17 protein-coding genes are annotated in these 17,627 nt (G+C 59.3%); 12 read left to right on the forward strand and 5 right to left on the reverse strand.

Annotated elements, in window-relative coordinates; translation table 11 throughout:
* Positions 1–58: 58 nt before the first annotated feature.
* From fdhF to D7S44_RS14660, 4 genes are read left to right on the forward strand one after another with little or no spacing between them, the layout of a single operon-like run.
* On the forward strand, positions 59–3,031 hold the full coding sequence (gene fdhF, locus D7S44_RS14645) for a formate dehydrogenase subunit alpha (RefSeq protein WP_120456054.1): 2,973 nt from the start codon (positions 59–61) through the stop codon (positions 3,029–3,031).
* The gene (locus tag D7S44_RS14650; protein WP_120456056.1) at positions 3,031–3,519 is read left to right on the forward strand and encodes a DUF1641 domain-containing protein; all 489 of its coding nucleotides are present in this window, start codon (positions 3,031–3,033) and stop codon (positions 3,517–3,519) included. The genes fdhF and D7S44_RS14650 overlap by 1 nt, the downstream gene beginning before the upstream one ends.
* A complete protein-coding gene (locus D7S44_RS14655) occupies positions 3,512–4,879 on the forward strand; it encodes a cytochrome ubiquinol oxidase subunit I (protein WP_120456058.1) in 1,368 nt (455 codons plus the stop codon). The genes D7S44_RS14650 and D7S44_RS14655 overlap by 8 nt, the downstream gene beginning before the upstream one ends.
* On the forward strand, positions 4,876–5,820 hold the full coding sequence (locus tag D7S44_RS14660) for a cytochrome d ubiquinol oxidase subunit II (RefSeq protein ID WP_120456060.1): 945 nt from the start codon (positions 4,876–4,878) through the stop codon (positions 5,818–5,820). Before D7S44_RS14655 ends, D7S44_RS14660 begins: the two co-directional genes overlap by 4 nt.
* Here the strand turns inward: D7S44_RS14660 and clcA are convergent.
* Entirely contained in the window at positions 5,817–7,214 is a 1,398-nt protein-coding gene (gene clcA, locus D7S44_RS14665) for a H(+)/Cl(-) exchange transporter ClcA (RefSeq protein WP_371315490.1), read from the reverse strand. The two genes, D7S44_RS14660 and clcA, sit on opposite strands and share 4 nt — an antisense overlap.
* Before the next feature lie 97 nt (positions 7,215–7,311).
* Entirely contained in the window at positions 7,312–7,989 is a 678-nt protein-coding gene (locus D7S44_RS14670) for an SOS response-associated peptidase family protein (protein ID WP_120456062.1), read from the reverse strand.
* A gap of 310 nt (positions 7,990–8,299) precedes the next feature.
* Between D7S44_RS14670 and D7S44_RS23700 the strand changes: the two genes are divergently transcribed.
* Both D7S44_RS23700 and D7S44_RS14675 read left to right on the forward strand, forming a co-directional pair.
* On the forward strand, positions 8,300–8,473 hold the full coding sequence (locus D7S44_RS23700) for a hypothetical protein (protein ID WP_167456975.1): 174 nt from the start codon (positions 8,300–8,302) through the stop codon (positions 8,471–8,473).
* 30 nt (positions 8,474–8,503) lie between these two features.
* On the forward strand, positions 8,504–8,851 hold the full coding sequence (locus tag D7S44_RS14675) for a hypothetical protein (protein WP_120456064.1): 348 nt from the start codon (positions 8,504–8,506) through the stop codon (positions 8,849–8,851).
* A gap of 38 nt (positions 8,852–8,889) precedes the next feature.
* Here the strand turns inward: D7S44_RS14675 and D7S44_RS14680 are convergent, their stop codons facing one another.
* Positions 8,890–10,083: a zinc-dependent alcohol dehydrogenase gene (locus D7S44_RS14680; protein WP_120456067.1), complete on the reverse strand. Its 1,194-nt coding sequence runs from the start codon at positions 10,081–10,083 to the stop codon at positions 8,890–8,892.
* A gap of 288 nt (positions 10,084–10,371) precedes the next feature.
* Between D7S44_RS14680 and D7S44_RS14685 the strand changes: the two genes are divergently transcribed.
* Positions 10,372–11,079 (forward strand): phage antirepressor KilAC domain-containing protein, encoded by a 708-nt coding sequence (locus D7S44_RS14685; protein WP_167456976.1) that lies wholly within the window; start codon positions 10,372–10,374, stop codon positions 11,077–11,079.
* 70 nt (positions 11,080–11,149) lie between these two features.
* Here the strand turns inward: D7S44_RS14685 and D7S44_RS14690 are convergent, their stop codons facing one another.
* Together D7S44_RS14690 and D7S44_RS14695 are read right to left on the reverse strand one after the other, a co-directional pair.
* Complete coding sequence (locus D7S44_RS14690) at positions 11,150–11,434, reverse strand: DUF1330 domain-containing protein (protein ID WP_120456069.1); 285 nt, start codon at positions 11,432–11,434, stop codon at positions 11,150–11,152.
* 3 nt (positions 11,435–11,437) lie between these two features.
* Positions 11,438–12,115, reverse strand: a complete 678-nt coding sequence (locus D7S44_RS14695) for a GntR family transcriptional regulator (RefSeq protein ID WP_120456071.1) — start codon at positions 12,113–12,115, stop codon at positions 11,438–11,440.
* A 457-nt stretch (positions 12,116–12,572) separates the two neighbouring features.
* On the opposite strand from D7S44_RS14695, the gene D7S44_RS14705 reads away from it, so the two are divergent.
* From D7S44_RS14705 to D7S44_RS14725, 5 genes are read left to right on the forward strand one after another with little or no spacing between them, the layout of a single operon-like run.
* The gene (locus tag D7S44_RS14705) at positions 12,573–13,175 is read left to right on the forward strand and encodes an amino acid synthesis family protein (protein WP_120456075.1); all 603 of its coding nucleotides are present in this window, start codon (positions 12,573–12,575) and stop codon (positions 13,173–13,175) included.
* Entirely contained in the window at positions 13,147–13,992 is an 846-nt protein-coding gene (locus tag D7S44_RS14710) for an alpha/beta fold hydrolase (RefSeq protein ID WP_120456077.1), read from the forward strand. Before D7S44_RS14705 ends, D7S44_RS14710 begins: the two co-directional genes overlap by 29 nt.
* On the forward strand, positions 13,979–14,899 hold the full coding sequence (locus tag D7S44_RS14715) for a flavin reductase family protein (RefSeq protein ID WP_120456079.1): 921 nt from the start codon (positions 13,979–13,981) through the stop codon (positions 14,897–14,899). The genes D7S44_RS14710 and D7S44_RS14715 overlap by 14 nt, the downstream gene beginning before the upstream one ends.
* A 20-nt stretch (positions 14,900–14,919) precedes the next feature.
* Complete coding sequence (locus D7S44_RS14720; protein ID WP_120456081.1) at positions 14,920–15,957, forward strand: LLM class flavin-dependent oxidoreductase; 1,038 nt, start codon at positions 14,920–14,922, stop codon at positions 15,955–15,957.
* Positions 15,958–15,968: 11 nt separating this feature from the next.
* Entirely contained in the window at positions 15,969–17,435 is a 1,467-nt protein-coding gene (locus D7S44_RS14725; protein WP_120456082.1) for an aldehyde dehydrogenase, read from the forward strand.
* Positions 17,436–17,627 lie beyond the last annotated feature (192 nt).

Here is a 17,627-nt window from a genome sequence, read left to right on the forward strand (position 1 = left end):
ATAACAATCAAAGCACGCTGGCAAGATGCCAATTGCAATGTCGATAACGAGGCGTTAAATGTCAGAGAAAACCTGTACCATTATTTATAATGGCGAACCCCTGGTAGGCGCCGTTAATCAGCCGTTGATCGACTTTCTCACCGAGCAGGGTAAAAAACTGCCTCATGTTTGTTACCACCCGGCGTTACAGCCGCTGGAAAGCTGCGATGTTTGCTGGGTGGAAGCCAACGGCGAAAAAGTACGCGGCTGTACGCTACGTACTTTTCAGGGGCTGGAAATCAACAGCGAAGGGGAATGGTCACGCGCTGCACAGCAGGAAGGGATGGATCGGATCCTGAATCGGCATGAGCTCTACTGCACGGTTTGCGAACACAACACCGGCGACTGTACGCTGCATAACACCGTTGCGGATATGCATATCCCAATCCAGTACTACCCCTACCAGCGCAAACCCACCAGCAAAGACCACTCCAATCCGTTCTATACCTACGATCCTGACCAGTGCATTCTGTGCGGACGTTGCGTAGAAGCCTGTCAGAACGTTGAAGTGAATGAGACGCTCAGCATCGATTACACCCAGGAGCATCCCCGCGTGCTGTGGGACGGCGGCACGCAGATTGCGGGATCGAGCTGCGTCAGCTGCGGCCACTGCGTCACGGTTTGCCCCTGCAACGCGCTGCTGGAGAAAACCATGCAGCCTGACGCGGGACCTTTTACCGCCATGGATGAAGGTCTGAAGCGCCCGATGATCGATTTCGTCAAGTCGCTGGAGAACAGCATCGGCATGGAGCCGATTACCGGCATATCCCTGATCGACGACGCGCTGCGCCAGGCGGAGATCAAACGTACCAAAACGGTCTGCACCTATTGCGGCGTGGGCTGCAGTTTCGAAATCTGGACGCGCGATCGCCATATTCTGAAGGTGCAGCCGGTGGCGGAAGCGCCCGCGAACGGCATCTCCACCTGCGTGAAAGGCAAGTTCGGCTGGGATTTCGTCAACAGCCCGGAACGCCTGACCACGCCGCTGATCCGCGAAAATGGCCGTTTCCGCCCAGCCAGCTGGGACGAAGCGCTGGATCGCGTGGCCCAGGGGCTGCGCGACGTGGCGCGCCAGTATGGCGGTGACGCCATCGGTTTTATCGGGTCCAGCAAGGCCAGCAACGAAGAGGCCTACCTTTCTCAAAAAATCGCTCGTCTGATATTTGGCACCAACAACGTCGATAACTCATCACGCTACTGTCAGAACCCGGCAACCGAAGGGCTGTTCCGCACGGTGGGCTACGGCGGCGATGCGGGCACCATTCGCGATTTGCAAAAAACCGATCTGATTATCACCGTCGGCAGCAACCTGGCGGAGAACCATCCGGTGATCGCCTCGCATATTAAACAGAGCCATAAGCATCGCGGGCAGAAACTGCTGGTGGTGGATCCGCGCCGACATGAAATGGCGGACCGCGCCGACCAGTTCCTGCGCATCAAGCCCGGCACCGATATGGTGTGGGCGTCCGCCATGGCGAAATATATGTTCGATCACGGCTACGCTGACGAGGCGTTTCTGGCGGAGCGTGTCAACCAGGTGGAGGAGTACCGCGCCTCGCTGGAACCCTTTACCCTGGCGTTCGCCAGCGAGATTACCGGTCTGAGCGTGGAAGAGCTCACGGCCGCGGCGGAGATGATTGGCCAGGCGCAGAGCGTTTGCCTGCTGTGGGCGATGGGCATTACCCAGCACAGCCACGGCGCGGACGCCAGTACGGCGCTCTCTAACCTGCTGCTGGTGACCGGCAACTACGGGCGCCCGGGTACCGGCGGCTATCCGATGCGCGGTCATAACAACGTGCAGGGCGCGAGCGACTTCGGCTGCCTCAGCAACGTTTACCCCGGCTATGAGAAAGTCTCCGATCCCGCGATACGCGAAAAATGGGCGCGCGCCTGGGGCGTCGCGCCGGAGGCGCTCTCCGACCAGCCCGGCGCCGATAATTTTATGATGGTGCAGCATGCGCATGAGGGAAAACTGCGCGCTATGTATATCACCGGCGAAGAGACGGCTTTTTCCGACGCGGACTCCACAAAAGTGCATGAAGCCTTTAGCCGCCTCGATTTTATGGTGGTGCAGGATATTTTTATGAGCCGCACTGCCGAATTCGCCGACGTGGTGTTGCCAGGCTGCCCAAGCGTAGAGAAAGAGGGCACCTTCGTTAATACCGAACGCCGCATCCAGCACTTCTCGCCAGCGATGCCACCGCTGGGCGACAGCCGCCCGGACTGGCAGATTTTCACTGAGCTGGCCGCGCGTCTGGGTCATCACTGGAACTACCCCAATCCTGGCGCGATTATGGCGGAAGCGGCGAGCATCGCGGAAATTTTCGCGGGTGTCAGCTATGAGCGGCTGGTGGGCTGGCAGTCGCAAATCTGGCCGGTCAAGCCTGATGGCGAGAGCACGCCGCTGCTCTATACCGACAAATTCAAGTTCCCGGACGGCAAGGCGCGCCTCTACCCGCTGAGCTGGCAGCCGCCGATGGAAGAGGCGGACGCGGAATACGATCTGATGCTGGATAACGGCCGCATGCTGGAACATTTCCAGTCCACTAATCAGACTGGCAGAGGCGGCCGCATGATGTCGCTGTCGCCTAACTGGTTTGTGGAGATTTCGCCGCAGCTGGCGCAGGCGCGCGGCCTGCAAGAGGGCGAATGGGTCGCGCTTAAGTCCAGGCGCGGAACGGTAGAGGTGCCGGTCGTGGTCACCGATCGCGTAGCGGGTAACGTGCTGTTTATTCCTATTCACCACGGCAAACCTGGCGTCAACGGCCTGACCGGCGAACATCACGATCCCGACGTCAACACCCCGGCTTATAAAGAGATCGCCGTCAGCATGACGAAACTGACGCGTACGCCGCAGCCGAATCCTATTCCGCGACATAATTTCCGCCACGGCCAGCGCACGCCGCTGGATCATTTGCCTGTTGAGCAGAAGTGGCAGCAGGAAGGCTATCTTCAGCCGCCTGAACATGTAGAACACCCGGAGAAATTCTGATGGCCGAACGACTTTCCTATTCCGTACCGCCGACGCGCACCGAGAAAACCGCTCAGGAAGCGATGGATGAGCTGGTGGAAAACCTGCATAAGCATGGTTTTCTGCGCCTGGCTAACGACGCGATCAAAGCCAATAACGATATCGGCAAAATTCTGGTTTCCGGGCTAAACCGACCGGGCACGCAGAGCGCGATTCAAAATCTTTCGCTGATAATGATGACGCTGAGCACCATTCCACCGGAGCGGCTTAACCATATTTTGCTGGCGGTACGCGACGCGGCGATGGCGATGAAGCCCGCCAGCGACGAAACGCAGCAGCAGTCTCACGCCGCGCCCGGCATTCGCGGCGTGCTGCATCTGCTGAATGATGAAAAATTGTGGCAGGGGTTGCGGCCGTTGTTCGCCGCGCTGGAGGCATTCTCAGCCGGTATGCAGCGCGAGGAGGAGAAGCCGATCACCCGCTATAGCGGAAAGCCGAGCAATGAGTAACGCCGAGTGGGTGCTGCTGCTGTCGCGCGGCCAGTTCGCGCTCACAATGGGAATGCATATTACGCTGGCTGCGCTGACGCTCGGGCTGTCGCCCTTTTTGCTCTGGTTCGAGGCGCGCTGGCTGTGGGGAAAGCAGCCGGGCGCGCGTGAGGCGCTGCACTTCTGGCTAAAGGTCTTTGCGCTGACGGTGGCGGTCGGCGCGGTGTCCGGCGTGGTGATGGAGGTGCAGTTCGGCACCCACTGGTCAGGACTGTCGCAAAAAGTCGGCGGCGTGATTGGCCCGCTGCTGTTCTATGAAGTGCTGGTGGCGTTTTTTCTTGAATCGGGGCTGACCGGCGTAATGCTGTTCGGTATGGGAAAAATCAGGCCGGGCATACATTTTATCGTTACCTGCTTCGTGACCCTCGGCGCGCTGCTGAGCGCTTTCTGGATCCTGGCCGCCAACTCCTGGCTTCAGACGCCGACCGGCTTTACGCGTGACGAGAGCGGGCGGTTTTTGCCGGAGAGCTGGACGATGGTGCTCTCCGCGCCTTCGTTCCCTTTTCGCTTCAGCCATATGCTGCTGGCCTCGCTAATCGCGGTGGCTTTTATGATAGCGGGCGTCGCCGCGCGCCGTTTGCTGCTCAACATGCAGGAGCAGGCGGCGCGTCGCATGCTGACTGCCGCGCTGTCCTTTACGCTGGTGGCGGTGCCGTTACAAATTGTCGTCGGCGATCTGCACGGTGAGAATACACTGGCGCATCAGCCTGCCAAGCTGGCGGCGATTGAGGGCAGCTGGCATCAGCCTGCGGCTAACGACGGCGAGCCGCTGCGGCTGTTCGCCTGGCCCGATCAGCAGGCGCAGCGCAACCGGCTCGAGCTGGCGATCCCCGATATCGCTTCGCTCTATCTGCGGCATAACCTCTCCGGCCATATCAAAAGCCTGAGCGAATTTGATCCCCAGACGATACCGCCGGTCGCGCCGGTGTTTTTCGCCTTTCGCTTGATGGTGGGGCTCGGCGTGGTGATGCTGCTCGCCAGCATCGTGGCAAACGTGCAGCACTGGCGCGGTCGGCTGACCCGCTCGCGGCGCTTGTTGAACATGCTGGTATGGCTGTCGCCAGCGGGCTTCATCGCCATGCTTTCCGGCTGGCTGGTGACGGAAATTGGCCGTCAGCCCTGGACGGTCTATGGCATGCTGCGTACCGCGGACAGCATCTCAGCGCTGTCGCTCTCGACGACCGTAGCGATACTCGCCGCCATTATCGTGATTTACGCTCTCAGTTTTGCACTGGGGCTGCGCTATCTGCTGCGGCTGATCTCTTCACCACTGCAGCCGAAGGGTGACGTTGTCACGCAGGAGATCAGGACTTCGCCATGACTATCGCTGACTTCGCTGCGCTGGCGCTGCTGCTTTCCATGCTGATCTACGTGCTGCTCGACGGCACCGATCTCGGCGTCGGCATACTCTTTCTCTGGTTTCGCGAAGAGTCGCAGCGTAAGCGCATGGTGGACAGCATTCTGCCCATCTGGGATGCCAATGAAACCTGGCTGGTGCTGCTGGCGGGCGGCATGTTCGCGCTTTTTCCCACGGTTTACAGCCTGCTGTTCAACACGCTGTGCGGACCGGTTTTCGCGATGGTGCTGGCGCTGTTTCTGCGCGGGCTGGCGCTGGAATATCGGGCGCAGGCACAGGAAGCGTTTCGCCACTGGCTGGATCGGCTGATGTGCGCCAGCTCGGCGCTGGCGGCTTTTCTTCAGGGCTGGTGCGCAGGCGTGGTGTTCGGCGCAGAGCCGCATCGCGGGCTGGAGATCGGTTTCTCGCTGACGCCGTTGCTGTGCGGTCTGGGGCTGGTGGTGATCTATGTGTTGCTCGGCTGCTGCTGGATCCGCTGGCGCATCGGCGAGGATGTCGAGGAGAAGGCCAGCCCGCTGGCCTGGCTGTGCTGGGTGCTTTCGCTGGTGCTGTTTCTGTCGGTGATGCTGCTTAACCACGATATCTGGATAACCGCCTGGCAGCGCTGGCCCGGCAAGATCGCCGTCGCGCTGATTTTGCTTCTGTGGCTGGCCCAGCTGGTCGCGCTGTGGCGCGGTCGGGCGACATGGCAGCTGGCGCTGACGCTGGGCCTGATCGCCGCGGTGTTCGCTGGCGTCGCCTGCGGTTTTTATCCCTGGCTCATTCCCTGGCAGCAGGATCTGCATCACAGCGCCGCTCCAGCGGCTACACAACTTTTTGTGCTGATCGGCACTCTCATTATTATGCCGCTGACGCTGCTCTATCACAGCTGGGCTTTTTGGGTGTTTCGCGGCAAGGTGCGCTAAGCCTTGCCGCTCTCCGCCTGCTGGCGCGCCAGGGTTCGTGCCAGAATAGAGGAGTAGAGCGGTTTGCCGCCGAGAAACTGCGCCAGCAGCGTCGCGCCCAGCCCGGTGACGATCATCGGCAAGATCAGCTGATAGTTATCGGTCATCTCCAGCACCAGCACGATGCCGGTCAGCGGCGCGCGCACCGAGGCGGCGAGCAGCGCGCCCATTCCGGCAATAGCGAAGGTGGCGGGTTGCAGATGGTAGAGCGGAAAAATGTCCGCCATCAGCACGCCGAACGCGGTGCCCAGCACGGTGCCGAGTGCCAGCATCGGCGCGAAAATACCGCCTGGCGCGCCAGAGCTGAAGCAGAGCAGTGTGGTAAACAGTCTCACCGCAAAAATTACCAGCAGCACGCCGAACGTGTAGTGGCCGCCCGTCGCCTGCGGAATAAGTTCGAATCCGCCGCCGGTGCCCGGCGCGAACCACAGCGCCAGCAGACCACAGCCGCCGCCCAGCAGGCCGCCCGTCGCGACCGCGCGCCAGATGCGCCCGGCATAGAGGCGGGCAAACGTATCCTGAAAGAGAAAAATCAACCGGTTAAGCAGTACACCCACCATGCCGAACAGCATACCCAGCACCAGATAAAGCCACAGCGTCTCGACCGGCGCGTCCGCCAGTTTCCCTACGGAGATAACCGGATGCGCGCCGTTGAACAGGCGAAACACAATGCTTGCCATAATGACGCCGGTAAAGACCGCTTTGATTGAGATAAGGTTGTAGCGAAACTGCGGGCGCATCTCTTCAATAATAAAGAGTATGCCCGCCAGCGGCGCGTTAAACGCCGCCGCCAGCCCGGCCGCCGCGCCGGTCGCCAGCAGGGAATGGCGCGCTTCGTCGCTGCGAATGCGCAGCATATCGAGCACCATACGGCCGATATTGCCGCCAAGCTGCACCGTCGGCCCTTCGCGCCCCAGCACCATACCCGCGCCGAGCGTTCCCATCCCGCCAAAGAATTTTACCGGGATGACGCGCCACCAGCGCACCGGGCGCAGCTCTTCCAGCGCGCCTTCAATTTCGGGAATGCCGGAGCCTGCCGCTTCCGGGGCGAAACGCCGCACGAGGAAATAACCAGCCATTGCCAGCAGCGCGGAGAGCGAGAACGCCAGCGCCCAGAGTGTCCAGCCAGAGTGCAGCGCCGGAGCGGCCACCGACATTCGCCAGTGTTGCACCCAGCTGACCGCTTTAGCGAACGCGCTGCCGACCAGCCCGACGATGATGCCGACCAGCGCGGCGGAAATAAGCACCGCGACAGGCGTTTTATCGCGATTGAGCAACGCCCGGAACATGCGATTGCGTGCCGGGATCGACTGGGGAACATTAACTGAGGAGTGTGCTTCGTTGTTCACAATCATTCACTGCTGCGAAAAAAAGGGGCTTAAGTGTACTGCAATCCCCTTTTTCCGTCCCGCGTTGAGATCATCTGATTCTTAACGAAGCGTGACAAGGCGGCTATTCCGCTTCGGCCGCCTCCTCAATCATCTCCTCGCCCTGATTATGGATATTCCCCACCTTTTTCGTCACCGGATGCCAGCGAAACGCCTTCTCAGGCAGCGCCGCTTCTTCCGCGACTTGTTGCGCACGCTCCGGGGAGGTGTCCGCGCTCAGCCACTCTTCTACCGCGTCGGGGCGCAGCACCAGCGGGCGGCGGTCGTGAATATCCACCATGCCTTTGTTGCTGGCTGCGGTAACGATGACAAAGCCCTCATGGCCATGATCTTTATCGAAGGGCGCTTTGCCAATGGCGGCGAAGAAAAGCGGCTCTTGCTGCTGGTGATAGATAAAATAGGGCTGTTTGCGGTCACCCTCTTTTTTCCATTCAAACCAGCCGTCGGCCGGTACAACCGCGCGGCCATGGTGCCACAGCGGCTTAAACATGCGCCCGGTCGGCGCGGTTTCGCTGCGCGCATTAATCAGCGGCTGTTTATGCCACCATTCCGGGCCGTAACCCCAGAAAACCGGATCGAGATGGAAATGTTCGTCACGCATATTAAGCAACAGCACGCGGGTGCCTGGCGCGACGTTGTAGCGAGCGACAGGTTCGGGGTCGTAAATCAGTTCGTCGTCTTCAATGCCGAGTGCGTCAAAATAGGCGTTCCGGCTGCGATATTGCGCAAAGCGTCCACACATAGTCATTACCTCCGCTGTTAAGCATAGCTCTATCTCCGGTCGCGTTTTAATTCCGCATAAAAAGTAACAGGTATCGCCGCGATGGATAAAAGCGTGGTCGTAAAGGTGGATGGATGGCGACAGGTTAAAACTCTCCGTAAAGCGATGTCGTAAAAATAAGCTGACGCGCGATTTACCCTTTATTTGTGATGCGATCGACTGTTAAACGAAGCGCAGGGCGGCTGGCTAAAATCTATTTCTCCTCTTCGCCAGGAATTACCCCCGAAAAGTGACTATCCTTCTATTAAATAAATGACTTTCAGGAGGGAAGATGAAGTTTTTCTATTTCGTTTCGCTTATCGCCGCTGCTGGTTACCTGCTGGCTTTCTTGCCCAAACTACGTACCAAACGTGAACCTGTCGCTTATTGGGGATGCTGGGCTTATCTGGCCGCAAACGCCGTTTACTGGGCGATCTATGCGCTACGTTATTATTTCCATTTTTAACTGCAGAAATAGTCTGCCGCAGGAGAAGAAATGCCTGAAAATAAGCGTGACCTGATGCCTTACTTACTTTATTACTGCCAGTCTCGCCTGCTGGTAGAGAATATTGACGGCCATGTGGTCGATATCGGCGGCGCGGAGCAGGTTGGCGGTAAGCTTCGCTGGCAACTTGACGGCAAGGATGCGAAGGGCACCACAGAGAATGAAGCTGACGAAATGCTGGAAGATGTTGCGCAGCATCTGAGCTTTTTGTTTGTTGACGGGCAGTTCACCAGCCTGCCGGATGTGCGCGGCGAATATGGCGACCGTCTGGATAATGCGCCGTCGCGCGAGATTTCGCTGCCGGAGCTAAACGACAGCGATGAAGGTATCGTGCGTTAACTGCCGCCAGGCTGCCTGTGGCAGCCTGGACGACCTGTTTAGCTGGCGGCGCGCTGCGACGCCATGCCCGGCACCAGAATAACCTTGCGGCAATCATCCTTGCGCTTCTCAAAGATCTCATAGCCGTGCGCCGCGTCTTCAAGCGGCATATGGTGCGTGACAATCTCTTCCGGCGTCAGCAGACCCTGTTCGATCAGCGACAGCAGGCGCGGCAGATAAGCCTGCACGTGCGTTTGTCCCATCTTGAAGGTCAGCCCTTTATCAAAGGCGTCGCCAAACATAAAGCCATGAATAAAGCCAGCATAGACGCCCGGCACGCTCACCACGCCGCCGCGTCTGACCGCAGCGATACACTGGCGCAAGGCTTTGCCGCTGCTGCCTTCCAGCTTCAGGTTGCTTAGCACCGTTTCGGTCAGGCTGCCTTTGGCTTCAAAGCCGACGGCGTCGATTACCGCGTCTACGCCGCGATGATTTTTGGTGTGTTCGATGATCCACGCGGCCGGATCGTCGATATCGTCAAAGTTAATAGGCGTGACGCCGTAACGCTGACGGGCGAACTCCAGCCGGTAGTTGTTATGGTCGATCATAAAAATCTCTTCCGCGCCGACCAGGCGCGCGCAGGCGGCGCTCAACAGCCCGACCGGCCCCGCGCCGAAAATTGCGACGCTGGAGCCTTTGTCCAGGCCAGCGTTCTGCACCGCCTGCCAGGCGGTCGGGAGAATGTCGGAAAGAAACAGCACCTTATCATCCGGCAGCGCCAGCGGCACTTTAAACGGGCCGACGTTAGCTTTCGGCACCCGCACATACTCCGCCTGACCGCCAGGCACGCCGCCGTATAGATTGCTGAAGCCGAACAGCGCCGCTGGCGGCGTAATATTCTTTTTATTCAGGATGGCGCCGCGACCGCTGTTGGTGGTTTCGCAGGCGGCATACTGATGCAGATGGCAGTAAAAACAGTCGCCGCAGGCGATAACGAAAGGCACGACGACGCGATCGCCAACGGCGACGCTGGTCACTGCCGCCCCCGCCTCAACCACTTCGCCCATAAATTCATGGCCGAAAATATCGCCATGATCGGTGCCGGGAATTTTGCCGCGATAGAGGTGCAGGTCAGAGCCGCAAATCGCTGTGGCCGTAACGCGCAAAATAATATCGTCTGGCTCCTGCAGGACAGGATCGGGAACGGTTTCAACGCGAACCTGGTGCGGGCCATGATAGGTCAGTGCTCTCATAACAACGTCCTTTCTTGATGAGTGTGCCGGTCGCCATGACGCAACACGGGACTCCACGCCAGCGGCGCACGCTTCCCCGACATTACAGGCGCGCCTGGCGTGGCAGGCGGGGATGTTTTAAGCCTGGCCGCAGATACGGGTTAAGCAAGCGCGGCGGCTGTTGCGCAATCAGGCGAGACGGCAAACCGTTAGAAAAACGCTTAAAAAAAATACTGGATATAACAACAGTATCCTGTATACTTATTCAACAGCCCGAACGGCTGGGTACGTTTGCATGAGGTGACGCTGATGATGTTCTCTACTGAAAATCTTTCTGCTCTCAACGCTTCTGTCCTGATGAGCAGCCGTGAAATCGCCAGACTGACAGGCATCACGCACGGCGAAGTAAAACGTTTGATCAAAAGCCTGGAAACCGCGCAGCGGCTTTCACAGCCGGTGACGATCAACCTTTACGAGCATGAAGGAGAGATGCGTCAGGAGTTTTGCCTGAACAAGCGCGACTCGCTGTTAGCCGTAGCGCGCCTGTCGCCGGGCTTTACCGCCGATCTGCTGGACAAATGGCAGGAGCGCGAAAAAGTGGCGCATCTGCCTGACTTTACCAATCCTGCTGAGGCGGCACGCGCCTGGGCGGAGCAGTTCGAGCAGCGCCGCGCCGCGGAAGAGCAACTGGCGCTCTCAGCCCCAAAGGCGGAATTTTTTGATCGGTTTGTCGAGGTGACCGATTCGCTCGGCTTTCGCCAGCTGTGCAAAATGCTGAAAGTGAAAGAGCCGGAGTTTCGCCAGTTCCTGCTGGAGCGCAACATCATGTACCGCGACAAAGGCACGCTGACGCCGCAACACCATCATATGCAGGCGGGTTACTTTACGCTGCGCTCAGGCGTTGGGGAAAACCAGCATGCGTTTTCACAGGCGCGCTTTACCGCGAAAGGGGTGAAATGGGTCGCCAGCCTGTGGGCGGGACATATCGCCACGCAGCCGAAAGGCGTTGCCGCCTGATCGTTGCCGCTGTAAACAAAAAAACCGGTCGCTGACCGGTTTTTTTATGCCTGGCCGCCAGCGGCGCGCGCTAAAGTCCATCGACAATAGTGATCATCGCCTCTGCCACGCTGGCGCGTTCAGCACGGGCGCGCTGGTAGGCTTCGGAGTGGTAGCAGGCGAGCGCGCTCTGATAGTCATCGAACTCGATTAACACATGCTTCTGAAAGGTTGCGCCTTCCAGCGCCGTCGCTTCGCCGCCGCGCGCCAGGAAACGCGCATTGAACTGCTGAAATGCGGCGGGTGCCAGCGCCATGTAGTGCTGATATTGCGTTGGATCGTGAATAGTAACGTGCGCAATCCAGTATGCGGCCATGTTTTACTCCGGTTGAGAAAGGATCTGCTTCGCCAGGCTGGCGGCTTCGGTGAGATGCTCATAGACCGCCTGTTTGGCACGCGGTGCATCGTTCTGCTCGATCGCCTGACAGATGCGCGACATGCGCTCAAAACCCGCCATTTCGCGCTCCGGCCAGGCAAGCGTCAGGGCGCGAAGGCGGCTGATCCGGCTGTTCATGCGCTGCACGATCTCCCAGGCGATGGTGTGGTTCGCCACGCTAAACAGGGTTTCGTAAAAGGCCTGCGACGCCTCGACGCGTTTGATATCGTCATGCTCCCGTGACGCTTGCGCAATCTGCTGCAGCTGCTGGCGTAACAGTGCCTTATCGGCGTCCGTGGCGCGCTGCGCGCAGTCAAAAGCCGCTTCCTGTTCCAGCAGCAGACGAATGTTGTAAATCTGTTCGGCGATCTCCCACGTCAACAGCGCCACAATCGGCCCTTTTTTCGGCAGGATCTCTATCAGGCCTTCTGCTTCCAGATAGCGGATAACCTCCCGCACCACGCTGCGGCTGACGCCGAGCTGCTCGGTAAGCTGACGCTCCACCAGCCGATCGCCGGCCTTGAAATAACCGGCGATAATCGCCTGACGCACTTTTTTCAGCGCCAGTTCGCGCAGTGTGACCGGCGCGTTTTCAATTCTCAGAGAATGGTTATCAACCATCAAATCCCTCTGTATTCAATTAAATAATGAAACCTGACGCGGGTCCGGCTGCGCCCTGATGTGACTTACTATTAACACTGAATAATCGGGATGCGCAATGACCGCGCCGCGCTTGCGGTTAAGCCCCGACATCCTTAATTCGGCCTGCCTCACACTTTTGCACTCTGCTAAAAAATAGTGCCTCGCTGTGATTGCCAGCGTGCAATGCCTTGAAGCGCTGGACTTTTTCGCGTTCCCTCTTCGCCTGTGCTGACGAGCAGGCTGCAAAAGCGGCAAAAACATCCCCTCTAAAAATATATTTGAAAATCAACACAATGAAAGGGTTAACCCTGATACTGATGGCACAATTTCGATATGTCGTATGATGGTATACCATATTTTGACATGTTGTTTTCTCCAGTGCTATACCACTCCCGAAACATTCATTTAGCAATTCGTTAACTTTCAGGAGAGGACTATGCATCCCGCCATTCGTAAAACACTGGTGACCACCGAAACGCTGTACGTTGACGGCGGCAAAGCCGCCGCTAAGCCGCTGGTCATGATCGCCGCCGCCGCTGTGGTGAAAAACCCCTGGGCCGGTCAGGGCTACGTTGAAGATCTCGCCCCGCAAATCCGTGAGTTTGCGCCGGTGTTGGGCGAGCTGCTTACCCGTCTGATCCTGAAAGAAGCGGGCAGCGGCGAAAACGTGGAGGCCTTCGGCAAAAGCGCCGTGGTGGGGCTGGACGGCGAACTGGAGCACGCTTCCGCGCTGATCCATACGCTGCATTTCGGCAACCACTATCGCAGCGCGGTGCAGAGCAAAAGCTACCTGGCTTTCAATAATACGCGCGGTCCGGCCAATACCCCCGTGCTGATCCCGATGATGCACAAAAACGACGAAGGCAGCCGCGAACACTACCTGACCATGCAGTTCAATATCGGCGACGCGCCGCGCTACGACGAGATCGTTATCGCGCTGGGCGCAGCGCTGGGTGGCCGCCCGCATCATCGTATCGGCAACCGTTACTCCGACCTGAAAGAGTTAGGCCATGATGCGCAAAACCCAGCTGCTGTGTAACAGCCAGATGCGCGTCAGCTATCTCGAAGCTGGAAAAGGCACGCCGCTGGTGCTGATCCACGGCGTCGGCATGAATGCTGAATCCTGGTTTCCGCAGATTGAGACGCTGAGCGCGCACTTCCGGGTGATTGCGGTTGATATGCCTGGCCACGGCGAGAGCGAGGCGTTCAGCCGACCTGTCGCGCTGCCGGACTATGTTGCCTGGCTGGCCGAATTCCTGAACCAGCGCCCGGAGTCGCGCTTTGCAGTCGCGGGGCATTCGATGGGCGCGCTGATTACCGCCGGGCTGGCGATCGATCATCCGGAGCAAGTGAGCCACGCCATCGTTATGAGCGGCGTCTATCGCCGCAGCGACGCGGCGCGCCAGGCGGTATTGCAGCGCGCTCAGGAACTGGCGGCGGGCGATGCCCAGCTTGACTCGCCGCTGGCGCGCTGGTTCGGCGACGACGAGCGCGAGATGGCGCTGCGCGAGCGCGTCGGCGAGTGGCTGCAGCAGGTCAATCTTCAGGGCTATGCCGCCGCCTATCAGGCGTTCGCCAGCGGCGACGAGGTGTACGCCGATCGCTGGGACGAAATGCAGTGTCCGGTGCTGGTGCTGACCGGCGAACTGGATGCGAATTCGAATCCGCAGATGGCGCGCGCTATGGCTGACGCAGCTCCGTTTGGGCAGGCGGTGATTATCGCCAACGCGCGCCATATGGTGAATCTGACGGACGCGGATCGTGTCAGTCAGGAGATGATGGCCTTTTTAACCGCGCCCGTCGCGGCGGGAAAACAGATCAACACAGTGGCAGGAGTTTCTCATGCAGACAGATAAACGCAGACAGCTGCGCGACGCGTTCGGCGCCTTTATGACGGGCGTCACCGTTGTAACCAGCCGTGACAAAGCGGGTCAGCCGATAGGCTTTACCGCTAACTCTTTTACCTCGGTGTCGCTCGATCCAGCGCTGCTGCTGGTCAGCATCGACAAGCGTTCGGCAAACTTCGCCAACTTCACCGAGTGCGCTCATTTCGCGGTGAATATCCTGGCGGAGCAGCAGAAAGAGACCTCGAATATCTTCGCGTCAAAGTTAGAGGATCGCTTCGCGCTGGTGGAGTGGCGCGCCAGTGAAAACGGCACGCCGCTGCTGGACGGCAGCTCCGCCTGGTTCGACTGCTCGCTGCATCAGGTGGTGGACGCGGGCGACCATGCGCTGTTGATCGGTAAGGTAGAGGGCTTCGACTCTCAGGCGACTGCGGGGCTGGGCTACTATCGCGGCGCCTATTTCACGCCGTATCAGAACGCGCAAACCCTGATTAACCGCCTGAGCGTCGAGGTCAGCGCCCTGATCGAATGCAACGGCCACGCGATTATGATGCAAAAAGAGGGCGCGGCCAGCCTGCCTTCACGCCACGTCGCCGACGGCAGCGTCAGCGATACCCTGAATACGCTGATTGCCGATCTGGGCGTCAACGCCAGCCCTGGCTTCGTCTATTCGGTTTACGAAGATCGCCAGAGTAATAAGCAGCACATTGTTTTCCTCTGCGCGCTGCCTACCGACAGCACGCCAGTCGCGCTTAACAAAGGCGAATGGCTGGATCTGGAAAAAATTTCTGCGCTTTCCATCAAGGATTCGGCACTGAAATCGCTGATGAATCGCTTCGTCAGAGAGAATAGCGTCGGCAATTACAGCATCTATTACGGCGATGAAATCAACGGTTTAATAAAACAATTCGCCAGCTGAAACTCGTACCGGGGTACCCTATGAAACTGTCACTCTTTATCCATATGGAACGCATCTCGCCCGATGAGCCGCAGGATAAGCTTTACCAGGAAATGATGGAGCTGTGCGAAATGGCGGACAGCGCCCGCATGCACGCCATCTGGACCGGCGAACATCACGGCATGAACTTCACCATCGCGCCGAACCCGTTAATCAACCTGGCGGATCTGGCGAACCGTACCAAAAACGTCCGGCTCGGCACCGGCACGGTGATCGCGCCCTTTAACCATCCGCTGCGCCTGGCGGGCGAGGCGGCGATGACCGATATCATTACCGGCGGTCGTCTGGAGCTGGGTATCGCACGCGGCGCTTACAGCTACGAGTATGAGCGCATGATGCCGGGCCTGACTGCATGGGATGCCGGCCAGCGCATGCGAGAACTGGTGCCTGCGGTGAAAAAACTGTGGGAAGGGGATTACGCTCACGACGGCGAGTTCTGGCAGTTCCCGCTCTCTACCTCGTCGCCGAAGCCGAAACAGCAGCCGCATCCGCCCATCTGGATCGCCGCGCGCGATCCCAACAGCCATGAGTTCGCCGTGACCCACGGCTGCAACGTGCAGGTCACGCCGCTGCATCAGGGTGAAGAGGAGATTGTGCGTCTGGCGCAGTGCTTCCATGAAACGCGCCAGCGCCTGGCACCGGAAAAGCCGCTGAAAATCATGCTGCTCCAGCACGGCTATGTTGCAGAGAACGAAGCGGATGCGCAGCAGGCAGCCGAAGAGCTTAACCGCTTCTACAACTACTTCGGTGCCTGGTTCAAAAATGAACGCCCGGTCAGTCAGGGGCTGATTCAGCCGCTGAGCGATGCCGAAATCCGCGCCAACACCTACTACTCCGCCGAAGCGATGCGCAAGAACCTGGCTATCGGCAGCGCCAATGAGGTGATAACGCGCCTCAAGCATTACGAAGCGCTGGGATATGACGAGTTTGCGCTCTGGATCGACAGCGGTATGACGTTCGAACGCAAAAAAGCGTCGCTGACGCGCTTTATCAACCAGGTCATGCCCGAATTTCATTAACAGGTGCCGAGATGGAATCGTTCAAACTCTTTATAAATGGTCAGTTTGAGTCGGGGGCCGCCACGTTCGACTCGCTGGATCCCGCCACCGGGCAGCCGTGGGCGACTATCGCCGAAGCGCGAGCGGAAGAGGTCAACCGCGCCGTTGAGGCGGCGCAGCGGGCGTTTAACGCGCCGGAATGGCGCGACCTGACCGCCTCGGCGCGCGGCAAACTGCTGATGCGGCTCGCGGATCTTGTCGAGCGAAACGCGGAGGAGCTGGCGCGGCTGGAGACGCTGGATACCGGGAAAATTATCCGCGAAACCCGCGCGCAGATCGCCTACGTCGCCGAGTATTACCGTTACTACGCGGGACTGGCCGACAAGATGGAAGGGCGCGTGCTCAGCATTGATAAAGCTGACACGGAAACCTGGACGCGTCGCGAGCCGGTGGGCGTTGTGGCGGCGATTGTTCCTTGGAACAGCCAGCTGTTTCTTTCCGCCGTAAAGATCGGCCCGGCGCTGGCGGCGGGCTGTACGCTGGTGGTCAAAGCCGCCGAAAGCGCGCCAACGCCGCTGCTGGCTTTTGCCCGCCTGATTGCGGAAGCCGGTTTTCCACCCGGCGTCTGTAACGTCATCACCGGCTTCGGCGACAGGTGCGGCACGGTACTGACGACCCATCCCGACGTGGCGCATATCGCCTTTACCGGCGGACCAGAAACGGCGCGTCATATCGTGCGCAACAGCGCGGAAAACCTCAGTAAAACGACGCTGGAGCTGGGCGGCAAGTCGCCGTTTATCGTCTTTGACGACGCCGATCTGGAGAGCGCGGCCAATGCACAGGTGGCGGCGATCTTCGCTGCGTCTGGTCAGAGCTGCGTCGCCGGTTCGCGTCTGCTGGTGGCAGAAAGCATTAAAGAACGCTTTTTGGCAACGCTGGTTGAGCGCGTCCAGCGCATCGTGATCGGCGCGCCGCAGGAGATGGCGACGCAGTTCGGCCCGCTCTGCACCCAACAGCAGAAAACCCGTGTTCAGACGCTGGTCGCCCGATCGCTGGAGCAGGGCGCGCGGCTGCTGACCGGCCACTATGACATCGACCGTCCTGGTTACTACTACCCGCCGACCATACTTGACTGCTCCGATACCCCGCACGCGGAAAGCGTGGTGAACGAGCTGTTCGGCCCGGTGCTTTCGGTGGTGAGTTTCCGCGACGAGGCGGACGCTATCCGCCTCGCCAACGATACCGCCTACGGCCTGGCGGCGGGCGTCTTCACGCAGAACCTGGCGCGCGCGCATCGCGTCACCAGGGCGCTGCGCAGCGGCGTCGTCTGGATCAATACCTACCGCATGGTGTCACCGCTGGCCCCGTTTGGCGGCTACCGCCTCTCCGGCCACGGTCGTGAAGGAGGCATGGAGGCGGCGCTGGAGTTTACCACCACCAAAACGGTATGGCTGCGCACCAGCGATGAGCCAATCGGCGATCCTTTCGTTATGCGTTAACCCCTTTTTCACACCAGGAAAAGACGTCACGGAAGGCGTTACCCGCAGGCGCGCGCCGCACGGATATCGGCCTCGCGCCTGACGTAAAGGATTAACCCAAAAGCCCGTTTGTTGCCGGGGCCATGATGGCCTCCGGCCAGGCTTTGCCGCTGTTCACGTAAAGAACCCTACAAATCACAAAATAAAAATCCC

This window comes from Pantoea piersonii (assembly GCF_003612015.1).
Classification (GTDB): domain Bacteria; phylum Pseudomonadota; class Gammaproteobacteria; order Enterobacterales; family Enterobacteriaceae; genus Pantoea; species Pantoea piersonii.